This window comes from Paracoccus sp. P2, assembly GCF_046335115.1.
Taxonomy (GTDB): domain Bacteria; phylum Pseudomonadota; class Alphaproteobacteria; order Rhodobacterales; family Rhodobacteraceae; genus Paracoccus; species Paracoccus pantotrophus.
Genome location: NZ_JBGOSN010000072.1, coordinates 1 through 12,815 on the forward strand (window position 1 = coordinate 1; position 12,815 = coordinate 12,815).

A 12,815-nucleotide genomic window follows, 5' to 3' on the forward strand; every position below is an offset into this window, starting at 1 on the left:
CGTCGCGTCGCCACCCGCTACGACAAGACCGCCGAAAGCTTCCTGGGCTTCATCGACATCACGTCGATCCGCCTCTGGCTCCGCCATTTGTCAACATGACCTACGGGGTCAATTTTGCACGCCGGTTCACATTTTGGAGGGATGATGAGCGAGCTTTCCTGGCTGACGGATGCGCCGATAGGGCGGCCGAGGCCGTTCTTTCCGAAGTCCCGAGGCAAGCCTCGGGCCGATGACCGGCGCGTGCTGAGCGGGATAATCTTCGTTCAGCGCAAGGGGTTGCTGTGGAGTGAGGCCCCGAACGCCGTTGGTTCGGGTGAGCGGGCCGAACGCCCTGCGGCCTATGGCCCTCCAAAGACACTCTACAAGCGTTGGAAGCGGTGGGGCCGGATGGTTTCGCAATGCCCTGATCGAAAGAGGCATTGCGCCATGCATCCCCTCCCGCATCGGCCGGAAAGGTCCGATCCCGCGCGACGCCAGCCGCTATCGCCTGCGCCGCCGGATCGAAAACATGCTCGCACATCTCAAGGGCTGGCGTCGGATCGCAACCCGCTACGATCGCCGCCCCATCCTGTTTCTCTCGGCCTGCGCCCTCGCCGCGACCGTCATCTATGGGTTGTGAGGCCTGGCCGCAAGATCCACGCGAGGTCGGCCCGGCGCTTCGCCATCTCGGGCAGCAAGGCTTGGGTCGGCGCGGTCTGGCCGGCGGATGTCGGCGCATGTGGCAACGCCTTGGCCAGCATCCGAGCCATGATCCCGGCACCGGCGCAAGCGTCCAAGATGAACACGGCGGCCGCGGGCTTGCGGATGGCACGGACCGGGGCCGGCCTGCCGTCTCGAGCAGCCGCCCAGCCTGAAGCGACATCCCCAAATGGCTGGCCGCGCGTCATTTCAGCTTGGTGACACCAGGCTGCGGTCGGTCCCGAATCCCGGCGTGATCGGCTGGATCGGTGCCCAGGCGACCGAGGCGCTGCATATCTCGGCCACCACCGCCGCCTATCGTCTTTCCCATCAAGACAGCCAGTCCCGATATCGGACCGCCCTTCGGAGGTTTCCCGACGGTGCGGCGATCCCGCCGCAGGGTGTCACGCCCGCCGACCGATGCCCAGCAGCTGATACAGCACCAGCGCCGCAAAGGTCGAAGTGCCGATGCCGCCCAGCGAGAAATTGCCGATGTTCACGGTGAAATCCCCGGCCCCCAGGATCAGCGCCACCCCCACGGTGAACAGGTTGCGCGGGTCCGAGAAATCGACCTTGTTGTCCACCCAGATCCGCGCCATGGCCGAGGCGATCAGGCCAAAGACCGACACCGCCAGCCCCGCCAGCACCGGGGCCGGGATGGTTTGCAGCACGGCGCCGAACTTGGGCGACAGGCCCAGGAAGATCGCGATCGCCGCCGCCATCGGAAAGATCAGGGTGGAGTAGACGCGGGTCATGGCCATGACGCCGATATTCTCGGCATAGGTGGTGACGCCGGTGCCGCCGCCCGCGCCGGCCAGCATGGTGGCCAGCCCGTCGCCCAGGAACCCCCGGCCGATATAGCGGTCCATGCTCTGCCCGGTTATCGCGCCCAGGGCCTTGATATGGCCCAGGTTCTCGGCCACCAGCACGATGGCGACCGGGGCGATCAGGCTGACCGCCGACCATTCGAATCGCGGCGCGGTGAAGTTCGGTACCCCGAACCAAGGCGCGGCCGCCACGGCGGCGAAGTCGATCCCCGGCACCAGGCCCAGCCCGTTGCCAAGCGCCAGCACCAACCCATAGCCGAACAGCAGCGCGATCAGCACCGCGATGCGCCGCGTCGCCTGCCGACCATAGACCGAGACCATGGCCATGCACAGCACGGTGGCCAGCGCGATGCTCAGATGCGCATGGCTGCCGGCAAGCTGCTTGACCGCCACCGGCGCCAGGTTCAGCCCGATGGACATGCCGATGGCGCCCGTCACCGCCGGCGGCATCAGCTTTTCCACCCAGCCTGCGCCGATGGCCATCACCACCAGCCCGATCAGCGCATAGACGAGGCCGGCGGCGATGATGCCGCCAAGCGCCACGGCGATATTGGGGTTCGGCCCGCCGCCGGCAAAGCCGGTAGCCGCCATGATGACCGCGATGAAGGCAAAGGACGAGCCCAGATAGCTGGGCACCCGCCCCCCGGTCACGGCAAAGAACAGCAGCGTGCCGATGCCGGAAAAGAACACCGCGACATTGGGATCGAAGCCCATGATCAGCGGCGCCAGGATGGTCGAGCCGGACATCGCCAGCAAATGCTGCAGGCTCATCGGCACCGCCTGGGTCAGCGGCAGCTTTTCATCGGGAAGCACCGTGGCCCCCGCAGCGGGGCGCCAGTCAGGAAAATAGCCCATCACGTCTCTCGGATTCGGTTCGATGGACCGGCTTTTGGGCAGGTTTGCGGAAAAAGGCCAGTGGCAACCGCAGAATGGCGCAAGCGGCCCGCCCGATGCGGAACCGCCTGCCTGGCTTGCCCCGCGCTGCGACCAAGTGCCGCGTAAGTAAAATACGGCCTATTGGGCATGTTGATACATTCATAATATCGAATATGAATGGGCTCAACATCCGATTCGGGTAACTGGAAGCGCCGCCCCGACCGTCTTAATCCACCTGTCGAACGCCTGCGTGCTGCGACTGGGCTCATGGTCGTTGCAGGCTCGGTCGGGTGTCAGCGCATGTGGCCGCGGCACCGGAAACCACATTCCCGGACCGGCCGCAGAAAGTCAGGAGGAGGCCGAATGACAGGACGAAACGATTTCAGACCCTCTCGCAGAGGGGTGTTGGGCTTTGCGCTTGCCGGCGCGGTGACGGCGGGCCTGGGTGTCCGCGCCGCCCAGGCCGCCAGGGTCGCGACCAAGGCCAGGATCATCATCATCGGCGCCGGGGCCGGCGGCACCGCCCTGGCCAACCGGCTGGTGCAGCGGCTGGACGGGGCGCAGATCACCCTGATCGACCCCAGGGCGCAGCATCTCTACCAGCCCGGCCTGTCGCTGGTCGCGGCCGGGCTGAAGCCGGCCGATTACGTGGTGTCCAAGACGACCGACTGGCTGCCCTCGGGCGTGACGCTGATCGCCGAGGCCGCGGCGGCCATCGACCCGGTGGCCAAGACCGTCTCGACGGAAAAGGGACAAAAGCTCGATTACGACTTCCTGATCGTGGCGCCGGGCTTGGTGCTGGACCACGGCGCGATCCAGGGCTTTTCGCTGGACATGGTGGGCAAGGACGGGATCGGCGCGCTTTACGCCGGGCCGGACTATGCGGCCAAGACCTGGCAGGCGGCATCGAAATTCACCGAGGAAGGCGGCGTCGGCCTGTTCACCCGCCCCGCGACCGAGATGAAATGCGCCGGCGCGCCGCTGAAGCACACCTTCCTGCTGGACGACATCGCCAGCCGCGGCGGCGCCAAGGGCAAGTACGAGATGCATTACACCTGCCCGCAGACGGCGCTGTTCTCGGTGCCGATCGTCGCGGAAAAGGTGCGCATGCTGTTTGGCGAGCGGGGCGTGGCCACCTATTACGGCCATACGCTGAAATCCATCGACCCCGGCCGCAAGACGGCGCAGTTCGAAACCGCGGCCCCCGACCCGGCGACGGGCGAGATGGTCAAGTCCACCACCGAAATGCCCTATGACTACCTGCATGTCATCCCGCCGCAGCACGCGCCCGAGGTAATCCGGCAGTCGGGCCTGTCCTGGGCGGACAAATGGACCGACCAGGGCTGGGTCGAATGCGACATGAAGACCCTGCGCCATCTGCGCTACCCGGAAATCTTCGCGCTTGGCGACGTGGCGGGCGTGCCCAAGGGCAAGACCGCGGCCTCGGTGAAATGGCAGGTTCCGGTGATCGAGGACCACCTGATCGCCAGCCTGCAAGGGCGCGAGGGGACCGAGGTCTATGACGGCTATACCTCCTGCCCGCTCATCACCCGCGTCGGCCGCGCGATGCTGGTCGAGTTCGATTATCACAACAACCTGGTTCCCTCTTTCCCCGGCGTCATCGCGCCGCTGGAAGAGCTGTGGATCAGCTGGTTGATGAAGGAGGTGGCGCTGAAGGCCACCTATAACGCCATGCTGCGCGGCCGGGCCTGACAGGGGAAGCATCATGAAAGAACTGACATTCGGCACGGTGATCGCGGTCTTCGAGGAAATCTTCGGCCGCGGCCTGTTCTGGACCATGGTCGCGCTCGCCGTGCTGGTCACGCTGGCCTATTTTTACGTGCTGATTCGAGACCGGGCGATGTCGATGCGCAAATTCCTCTGGGCGCAGCTTTCCATGCCTTTCGGCGCGGTGCTGGCGGTGATCTTCGTCCAGCAGATGACGCATTCCGGCCTGCGCGACATCGGCGGACCGGTCGACGTGATCGTGCTTCTGGGCGTGGCGGTGCTGGGCGCGGTGGGCAGCGCCATCCTGATCTATACCATCCAGTCGCTGCTGCGGCCTTCGCGGTCCGGGCAGAATTCCTGATCCGGGACGCAAGTGCGGGGCGATCGCGCTTCGGGATCGCCCTGCGCCTGGCTTGTCAGCTGAAGGCCCGCGCCAGCATCCAGGCCACGGATAGCGCCAGGACCAGGGCCATGCCGCGGTTGAACGCCCGCAGCCGGCCCTGTCCGACCCTTGCCCCGCCCCAGGCCCATGCGGCAAGCGAAAGCCAGCAGATCGCGCCGAAAAGCGCCGCGAACGCCGCCAGCCCCGTCGCCGGATCGGCCAGCGGCATCACGAAGGTCGAGAGCGAGGACAAGACCGCCAGCCAGGCCTTGGGGTTCAGCCCCTGCACCAGGACGCCGGACCAGAAGCCGGGCGCGGCCGTCGCTGCCGGACCGCTCCACTCGACCCGGCCGTCGCCGCGCAGCAGCCGCCAGGCCAGCCACAGCAGATAGGCCGCGCCGGCCAGCGTCATGGGCCGGGACAGCGCCAGGATCCAGCCGGTTCCCGCCAGCAGCCCGGCACCAAAACCCAGCAGCAGCATCAGGAAGCCCGCGGTCGCCCCGCTGACGAAACCCAGCGCCCGGCGCGGACCGAACCGCGCGCCAATCATGGCGCCGATGATATTGACCGGCCCCGGCGTGGCCGAGGCCGCCAGGGCGAAACCGGCCATCGCCAGCAGGGCCTGCGGCTCGGCCATGGTCAGCGCAGTAGCGGCAGCCGGCCGCAGATCCGGTCCACCGCCTTGCGCGCGCCTGCCAGCAGGATGGCCTGCGGCGCGTGATCCGCCAGCGGCGCGGCGGCGATGCGGGCGGCATAGTCGGAATAGTCCCGCGCCTCGAAGGCGGCGCGCATATAGGCCAGCCGCAGCGGCAAGGTTTCGGCCTGGGCGAAAAGGCCGGGCAGCTCCGGCAACGGCGCGCCTAGCACCGGCAGGGGAACGGTGGTGATGCCCGGCAAGGCGATGCCGTCGCTCGTGGCGGTGGCCGCGCCCAGCAGGTCGGGACGCAGCCGGCCCAGGCTCATGCCCAAGACGGCGGCGAAATTGGCTTTGAGCCCCAACGGCAGGTCTGCGGCCAGGATGATGACGGGTTTCAATGGCATGGCGGTTCCTTTCCCGGTCTCCGTGCCATGGATCGAGCGGGCAAGGATTGGACGAAATCGACCTGCTAATGCCGCAGCAGCGCGCCGGGGGTGACGCCCAGGTGACGGCGGAATTGCCGGATCAGATGCGCTTGGTCGCAAAACCCCGCCGCGACCGCGGCCTCGGCGGCGGGCACGCCCTCCAGCAGCAGCCGGCGGGCATGGCCGATGCGGGCCTGCAGGACATCGGCATGCGGCGTCAGCCCGGTGGCCCGCCGCATGCTGCGGATCAGATAGGACGGGTTCAGCCCCACCCCGGCGGCCAGTTCGGCAAGGGTCAGCGCCTCGCCCGCCGCGACCCCGGCGGCGATCCGCGCCCGCACCGCCCGGATCGCCGCGGGCTCATCCCCTGCCGGGCGCAATTCGGCCCGGCCGTATTGGCCGAAGGCCAGCGCCAGGACCCTATGCGCGGCCTCCTCCGCCGCAAGGCGCCAGTCGGGGCCGGGCGGGGCATTCAGGCAATGGGCCAGATGCGCCAGGGCCCGGCCCAGCCGCGACCCGCGGTCGCGCGGGGCAATGGTGGCAAAGCCGCGCAAATGCCGCAGGCCCAGCACGGCGCGGACCGCCGCCTCGGAGGCGTAAAGCATGGTATAGCGCACCCGGTCGGCGGCGGCATGCCCGGTATGCGGTTCCTCGGGGTTCATCAGCGACAGGGTGCCGGCCGGCAGCACCATGGTCTCGCCCCGGCAGACATAGCCGCCCGCGCCTTCGGCGATGGCGCCGATGGCAAAGCCCTCATGCGCATGGCGGCCGAAGGTCTGGTGGCTGAAGGCGGCCTCGAACAGTTCGATGCCGTGATGCCAGCCAAGGTGGTGATAACGGTTTGCTTGCATGGCGTCTGTCGGGACAGGGAACGCGGTCGGACCCCCGCCGGGGAATAGGGCAACCATCCCGGCAAGGCCAGCCGCCGGCGCGGTGGCTCAGGTGCGGAACACCCGATAGACCGCCGGGATGACCAGAACCGTCAGCAGGGTCGAGGAGATCAGCCCGAAGAACAGCGAGATCGCCAGCCCCTGAAAAATCGGATCGGTCAGGATCACCGCCGCCCCGATCATCGCCGCCAGCGCCGTCAGCAGGATCGGCCGGAAGCGCACGGCGCCCGCATCGATCAGCACCTCGGTCAGCGGCCGGCCGGTGGTGTCGTGGCGGATGAAATCCACCAGCAGGATCGAGTTCCTGACGATGATCCCGGCCAAGGCGATGAAACCGATCATCGAGGGCGCCGAGAAGGGGGCGCCGAACAGCCAATGCCCGCCCAGGATTCCGATGAAGGTCAGGGGCACCGGCGTCAGGATCACCAGCGGCAGCCGGAAGCTGCCGAACTGCGCCACCACCAGGATATAGATGCCCAGCAACGCCACCGCGAAGGCCCCGCCCATGTCGCGGAACGTGACCCAGGTCACTTCCCATTCGCCGTCCCACAGCAAGGTGCTGGCGCTGTCATCCTCGGGCTGACCGCGCAGCCGGATCTCGGGCTTGGGCAGGCCGGCCCAGTCCTGCGCCTCCAGCGCATCCCTGACCGCCATCATGCCGTAAAGCGGCGCCTCGAAATCGCCGGCGAGTTCCGCAGTCACCATCTCGGCTGGCCGGCCGTTGTGGCGGAACAGGATATGCGAGGCGTCCTCATCCTCGATCCGCACCACGTCGCCCAGTTCGACCACGCCGCGATTGCCGGGCAGCAGATCGGCCGGGATCGGCGTGGTCAGGAAATCCTCGCCCGGCACGCGCTGGTCGCGGGGCCGTTCGACCCGGATCGGGATCGGCGCCCGCCCCTCGCCCCGATGCGAATAGCCAACCGTGGTCGAGCCGTTCAGGATGGCGATGCTGTCGAAGACATCCGATTCCGCCACGCCGTAGAAATCCAGGTCGTCGGGCGAGATCAGCACCCGCAGCCGCGGCGCGGCATCACCCCAGGAATTGTCCACGTCGACGATGAAGGGGACCGAACGGAAGGCCGCCTCGACCTTTTCGCCCACCGCGCGGCGGGTTTCCGGGTCGGGACCATAGACCTCGGCCAACAGCGTCGCCATCACCGGCGGGCCGGGCGGGGGTTCCACCACCTTCAGCACCGTGCCCTCGGGCAGCGGCAGCGCCTGGATGCGCGCGCGCAGGTCCAGCGCGATCTGGTGGCTCGAACGGTCGCGGTCGTGCTTGGCAGACAGGTTGACCGCCACCTCGCCCTGGTGCGGCTGGGTGCGATAGAAGGAATGCCGCACCAAGCCGTTGAAATTGAACGGCGCCGCGGCGGCGGCATGGGTCTGGACCGAGACCACTTCGGGCAGTTCCATCGCCACCCCGGCCACGGCCTGGGCCACGGCATCCGTGGTCTCGACCGCCGCGCCCTCGGGCAGGTCGATGGTCACGGACAGTTCCGACTTGTTGTCGAAGGGCAGCAGCTTCACCGTCACGTCGCGGGTATAGAACAGCGCGAGCGAGCCGAAGGTCAGCACGATCACCCCGCCCAGGAACAGCCAGGCCCGGCCCTTGCTGGCCAGCACCGGCCGGGCGATGGCGGCATAGGTCCGGCCCAGCCGGCCGCCCTGCCCCTCGGCCTCGTGATGCAGCGGCGCGCGGCCGGCGACCTTCAGCATCAGCCAGGGCGTGACCGTCACCGCGACGAAGAAGGAAAAGATCATCGCCACCGAGGCGTTCGAGGGGATCGGGCTCATGTAAGGCCCCATCATCCCCGAAACGAACAGCATCGGCAGCAGCGCCACCACCACGGTCAGCGTGGCGACAATGGTGGGGTTGCCGACCTCGATCACCGCCTCGATGGCGGTTTCGCGGCGGTCGGTGTCGCCCATGCCCCAATGCCGCGCGATGTTCTCGATCACCACGATGGCGTCGTCGACCAGGATGCCGATCGAGAAGATCAGCGCGAACAGGCTGACCCGGTTCAGCGTATAGCCCATGATCCAGGACGCGAACAGCGTCAGCAGGATCGTCACCGGGATCACCACCGCCACCACCAGCGCCTCGCGCCGGCCGATGGCCAGCCAGACCAGCGCGATGATCGACAGCGTCGCCAGGCCCAGGTGGTAAAGCAGCTCGTTGGCCTTTTCGTTGGCCGTCTCGCCATAGTCGCGGGTGATCTCGACCTGCATGTCGTCGGGGATCAGCGTGCCTTGCAGCGCCTCGGCGCGGTGCAGGATCGCCTCGGCCACGGTGACGGCATTGGCGCCGGCGCGCTTGGCCAGCGCCAGCGTCACCGCCGGACGCCGGCCGGAATCGCGGGTAAGGGTGGCGACCAGCGCCTCGGCCGTGTCGCCGACGAAGCCCAGATCAGCCACGTCGCGGACATAGACCGGGCGGCCGTCGCGGGCGGTCAGCACCAGGTTGCCGATCTCATCGGGGCTGCGTAGGGTCTCGCCCGCGACCAGCATCACCTGCCGGCCGTCCTCGCGGACCATCCCCGCCGGCAGGGCGCGGTTGGCGCCCTGGACCTTGCCGGCCAGCTGTTGCAGCGTGATGCCGTAAAGCGCCAGCCGGGCGGGATCGGGGGCGACGCGGATCGCCTCCTCGGTTTCGCCGATCAGATAGGTCAGGCCGACATCGTCGATCTTGGCCAGTTCGGTGCGCAATTCGCGGGCAATGCGGGTCAGTTCGGCCGCCGTCACCCGTTCCGCCGCATCGGGTCGGGCCGAAAGCGTCAGCGCCACGATGGCCACGTCGTCGATGCCTCGGCCCACCACCTGCGGCTCGGGGATGCCCTGGGGGATGCGGTCCATATTGGCGCGCAGCTTGTCATGCACGCGCAGCACCGCCGCATCCGAGGAGGTGCCGACCAGGAAGCGCGCCGTCACCAGCACGCCATCGTCCTGGGTCTGGGAATAGATATGCTCGACCCCGTCGATGCCCTTGACGATGGTCTCCAGCGGCTCGGTCACCAGCTTGACCGCATCCTCGGCCCTGAGGCCGGGGGCCTGGACGCGGATGTCCACCATGGGGACCGAGATCTGCGGCTCTTCCTCGCGCGGCAGGCTGATCAGCGCGATCAGCCCGAAGGCCAGCGCCGCGATCAGGAACAGCGGCGTCAAGGGCGAGGTGATGAAGCCACGCGTCAGCCAGCCGGCCAGGCCGGGGCTGCGGGGGGGATCGCCGGGGGTGTTCATGGAACGATCACCGTTTCCCCCGGCACAAGGCCGGTCAGGATCTCGACCATCTCCACGCCGTCCCGGACCAGGGTTTCGCCGGTCAGCACCGCCCGCCGCACCTCGCCCGAGACACCGGCCACGCTAACGAAATCGACGCCGGCGCGGGTCGTCACCGCCGCGGCCGGCACCAGCAGCGCCCGGCGCTGGCCCACCGGCAGCTCCACCGCGACGCGCGCGCCGACAAAGGCGTCGGGCAGACGGTCGACCTCGACATCGGCCTGCACCCGGCCGCCCTGGATCAGCGGATAGATCTTGGCCAGCCGGCCCGTGGCGGCCCTGCCGCCCGCGGCGATCTGGATCTCGGCCCCTTCGGCAAGGTAGGCGGCATGGCGCTCGGGCACCGACAGGCGCAGGAAAAAGCCGCCGCCGCCCAGGCTCGCCACCACCTCGCCCGGCATCACCACCGAGCCGCGCACCGCCGGCACGCCCAGCACCAGGCCCGAGACCGGGGCCAGCACCGCGCCCTCGGCCTGCTGCTGCTCGACCACCGCGCGCTCGGCCTCGGCCGCGGCGATCTGGCCGCGGATCACATCGACGGCGGTCTGCAACTGCTCGACCCGCTGCTGCGAGGCCGCGCCGCGCTGCACCAGCGACTGCCCGCGCGCAAGATCGGATTCCGATTCGGCCAGCTGCGCCCGCAAGGCCGCGATCCGCGAGCCGAAGGCCGCGATCTGGAAGGCGATCTTGTCGTCGCGGACGGTGGCAAGCGTGGCCCCGGCCTCGACGCGATCCCCCTCGCTGACCAGCAGTTCCACGACCGTGCCGCCGATGCGCGCCCGCGCCGGGATGGTGTCGCGGGCCTCGACCGTGCCGTAGACGGCCTTCATCTCGGGCACCGCGCTCCAGTCCAGGATCAGCGGCTCGGCCCGCGCCGGCCCGGTGGCGACAAGCGCGACAAGCAGCAGCAATCGCATGGGTCGAACTTTCAGAAGGCGCAGCCGGGTTTGATGCCGAGCTTGCGGAAGATCATGGCCGCCGGGCAGAAGCCGGTAAAGGCGGATTGCAGCAGGTTCGCGCCGACAAAGACCGTCAGCCAGACGAACAGGGGCGACACCCAGACGGTCAACACGACGGAAAGCAGGACCATGAACCCTGCAAAGGCAAGAATGATGCGGTCAAGTGTCATCGGAAAACTCCAGAACAGCCGATTGCCGATAGTATATACATATCTTCGTATAATACGTTTCAAGGGGAAAGTCCTTGCCGATGCCGCAGAATCGGCTGGCGGCCCCTGCGACATTTCGCCTTGGCGCCGGTTCAGGCCGCCGGCGCGCGCCATATGCGGCCATCTGCAGGATCAGATCAGCCGGCAGATCGCGCGGGCCCGGCCCCGGATGCAGGGGCTCCGCCACGGCAGGGCCCCTGCATCCGGATCATCTGCGCGGACCGACAAATGCTTGGGCGGCACCGCCGCGCATCCTAGAAATCCTTGGCGCGATAGCTGTCATGGCAGGCCTTGCAGGTCGCACCGACCTTGCCGACGGCGGGGGCAAGCGCCTCCTGCCCCTCGCCGGCGACGCCCTGCAGCGCGGCGACCGCCTCGCGGAAGGCCATGCCCTTGGCACGGTAATCCTCGGTCTGTTCCCAGATCGCCGGCAGGGCGCGGGTCTTGCCGGCCAGCTCGGCATTCGAGGTTCCCGGCATCAGCAGGTCGTCATGCAGATATTCCGACAGCAGCTTGAGATCGCCGGCCAGCGCCCGTGCCCGTTCGGCGTCATAGGGCGCCTTGCCCTGCGCCATGGCCGCCAGCCCGCCCATCTCCAGGTTGACTAGGCTGAAATAGCCGATGCGCGCGGCGGCAATATCGCCGGGCTCGGCAGCCTGGGCCAGGGCGGGAACGGACAGGGCGGCGGCGGCCAGAAGGATCTTGTGCATGAAAATCACCTTTTGCTTGCGTTTGAGGGCTTGCTGATGCGTTTTATGTAAATTGCCGTAACATTCGGATTTTCGAAGATTAATGCGGCAAACTGTCGCGATGCCGGCTACTGAAAGACCGATGGGGCGTGCATCTTGACCGTATATTCGCAATAATGTAGCTATGGTGCATGAGCGTCGATGTCAGCATAGATCCCGAAAGCATGCGCGCAGCCGCCGACGAGGCCAGCGACCTTCTGAAATCGCTTGGCAACCGTCATCGGCTGCTGATCCTGTGCCAGCTGGTAGAGGGCGAGAAATCCGTGGGCCAGCTTGCGGAATTCCTGGGCATCCGCGATTCCACCGTGTCGCAGCATCTGGCGCTTCTGCGCCGGGACAAGATCATCCTCGGCCGGCGCGAAGGGCAGACGATCTGGTATCGGATCGAAAGCCAGCCTGCCCGCAAGGTCATGGAAGTGCTCTACGACATCTTCTGCGGCACCCAGGACTGATCCGGCAGCCGCCGGGCCAGCACCCGATGCCGCGCAGCCTGCGGATAGCCCGGCGATGCGGGCTCGGCTTCGACTGCCCAGGCCCGGGCAATCTTCCTCGCGGGCGCCCGGCCCATTGCCATGCCGCGGGCCGGGCTCATGCCCTGCCGGCGGCCGGCTGCTGCCGGCACAGGGCATAGAATGCCCGCACCCGCATGCCCGAACGGCACCAGCCCAGCACCGGCCCCCCGGCCTCGGCCAGGATGCAACGGAACGCCGCGATCTGGCCGGCCGAAGGCTGGCCGGAAACCGGAATATGGCGCGCGGTCAGGCCAAGGCGCGCGGCCGCGGCAGCGATGGTGGCGAAATCGGGCTGGCCACGCTCCTCGCCATCGGGGCGAACGCAGACCAGCACCCGGAACCCCGCCCCCGCGACCGCCGGCAGGTCTTCGGGGCAAAGCTGGCCGGTGGCCGAGAACCGGTCGTCGATCTTGCGAATCCGCGGCTTGCCGCGCCGTCGAAAGGGCCACATTCATGCCCCCTGCCGATCGGCGGCAGAACGGGCCGCGGCCCATCGCTGCCCTGTTTTGACGATTGCGATTCCAGCGGCCATTGTTGCGGAGAAGAGGACGGGTTCTGGGTGGATGAGGCCGATGGCGGGGATGGCGCCGCCGGGGCAGAATCCCGAGAGCCCCCAGCCCAGGCCGAACAGCGCCGATCCGCCGACCAGGGCCGGGTCGATGGC

General features: G+C 68.1%; 13 protein-coding genes and 2 pseudogenes. 5 read left to right on the top strand and 10 right to left on the bottom strand.

The window, feature by feature from the left end; genetic code table 11:
• Together ACDP63_RS22875 and ACDP63_RS22880 are read left to right on the top strand one after the other, a co-directional pair.
• A pseudogene (locus ACDP63_RS22875) lies at positions 1-99 on the top strand (IS5/IS1182 family transposase); the annotation flags it as partial.
• Positions 100-144: 45 nt separating this feature from the next.
• A pseudogene (locus ACDP63_RS22880) lies at positions 145-619 on the top strand (hypothetical protein).
• Between the two features lie 463 nt (positions 620-1,082).
• On the opposite strand, the gene ACDP63_RS22885 reads toward ACDP63_RS22880, so the two are convergent.
• Positions 1,083-2,360, bottom strand: coding sequence for a solute carrier family 23 protein (locus ACDP63_RS22885; protein WP_024845942.1), 1,278 nt, complete (start codon positions 2,358-2,360; stop codon positions 1,083-1,085).
• A 384-nt stretch (positions 2,361-2,744) separates the two neighbouring features.
• Between ACDP63_RS22885 and ACDP63_RS22890 the strand changes: the two genes are divergently transcribed.
• Both ACDP63_RS22890 and ACDP63_RS22895 read left to right on the top strand, forming a co-directional pair.
• Positions 2,745-4,094: an FAD/NAD(P)-binding oxidoreductase gene (locus ACDP63_RS22890; protein WP_024845943.1), complete on the top strand. Its 1,350-nt coding sequence runs from the start codon at positions 2,745-2,747 to the stop codon at positions 4,092-4,094.
• 13 nt (positions 4,095-4,107) lie between these two features.
• Positions 4,108-4,470 carry a DUF5368 domain-containing protein gene (locus ACDP63_RS22895; RefSeq protein ID WP_024845944.1) on the top strand — a complete coding sequence of 121 codons (363 nt, stop codon included), beginning with the start codon at positions 4,108-4,110 and terminating at the stop codon, positions 4,468-4,470.
• A gap of 55 nt (positions 4,471-4,525) precedes the next feature.
• Here ACDP63_RS22895 and ACDP63_RS22900 read toward each other — a convergent pair whose 3' ends face one another.
• The 7 genes from ACDP63_RS22900 to ACDP63_RS22930 form a co-directional block, all read right to left on the bottom strand.
• Positions 4,526-5,128 carry a LysE family translocator gene (locus ACDP63_RS22900; protein WP_036748470.1) on the bottom strand — a complete coding sequence of 201 codons (603 nt, stop codon included), beginning with the start codon at positions 5,126-5,128 and terminating at the stop codon, positions 4,526-4,528.
• A 2-nt stretch (positions 5,129-5,130) separates the two neighbouring features.
• Complete coding sequence (locus ACDP63_RS22905; RefSeq protein WP_024845946.1) at positions 5,131-5,532, bottom strand: DUF2000 domain-containing protein; 402 nt, start codon at positions 5,530-5,532, stop codon at positions 5,131-5,133.
• 65 nt (positions 5,533-5,597) lie between these two features.
• Positions 5,598-6,404, bottom strand: coding sequence for an AraC family transcriptional regulator (locus tag ACDP63_RS22910; RefSeq protein ID WP_024845947.1), 807 nt, complete (start codon positions 6,402-6,404; stop codon positions 5,598-5,600).
• Between the two features lie 87 nt (positions 6,405-6,491).
• On the bottom strand, positions 6,492-9,683 hold the full coding sequence (locus ACDP63_RS22915; RefSeq protein WP_024845948.1) for an efflux RND transporter permease subunit: 3,192 nt from the start codon (positions 9,681-9,683) through the stop codon (positions 6,492-6,494).
• Complete coding sequence (locus ACDP63_RS22920; RefSeq protein WP_024845949.1) at positions 9,680-10,639, bottom strand: efflux RND transporter periplasmic adaptor subunit; 960 nt, start codon at positions 10,637-10,639, stop codon at positions 9,680-9,682. Before ACDP63_RS22920 ends, ACDP63_RS22915 begins: the two co-directional genes overlap by 4 nt.
• A gap of 11 nt (positions 10,640-10,650) precedes the next feature.
• Positions 10,651-10,851, bottom strand: a complete 201-nt coding sequence (locus tag ACDP63_RS22925; protein ID WP_024845950.1) for a DUF2892 domain-containing protein — start codon at positions 10,849-10,851, stop codon at positions 10,651-10,653.
• 293 nt (positions 10,852-11,144) lie between these two features.
• Positions 11,145-11,600, bottom strand: a complete 456-nt coding sequence (locus ACDP63_RS22930) for a c-type cytochrome (RefSeq protein WP_024845951.1) — start codon at positions 11,598-11,600, stop codon at positions 11,145-11,147.
• A 203-nt stretch (positions 11,601-11,803) separates the two neighbouring features.
• On the opposite strand from ACDP63_RS22930, the gene ACDP63_RS22935 reads away from it, so the two are divergent.
• Positions 11,804-12,091 (top strand): ArsR/SmtB family transcription factor, encoded by a 288-nt coding sequence (locus ACDP63_RS22935; protein ID WP_231486968.1) that lies wholly within the window; start codon positions 11,804-11,806, stop codon positions 12,089-12,091.
• 136 nt (positions 12,092-12,227) lie between these two features.
• Here ACDP63_RS22935 and ACDP63_RS22940 read toward each other — a convergent pair whose 3' ends face one another.
• Positions 12,228-12,602, bottom strand: a complete 375-nt coding sequence (locus ACDP63_RS22940; RefSeq protein WP_036748473.1) for a TIGR01244 family sulfur transferase — start codon at positions 12,600-12,602, stop codon at positions 12,228-12,230.
• The coding region (locus tag ACDP63_RS22945) for a DUF6691 family protein (protein ID WP_409928710.1) at positions 12,603-12,815 on the bottom strand (213 nt) is incomplete at its 5' end.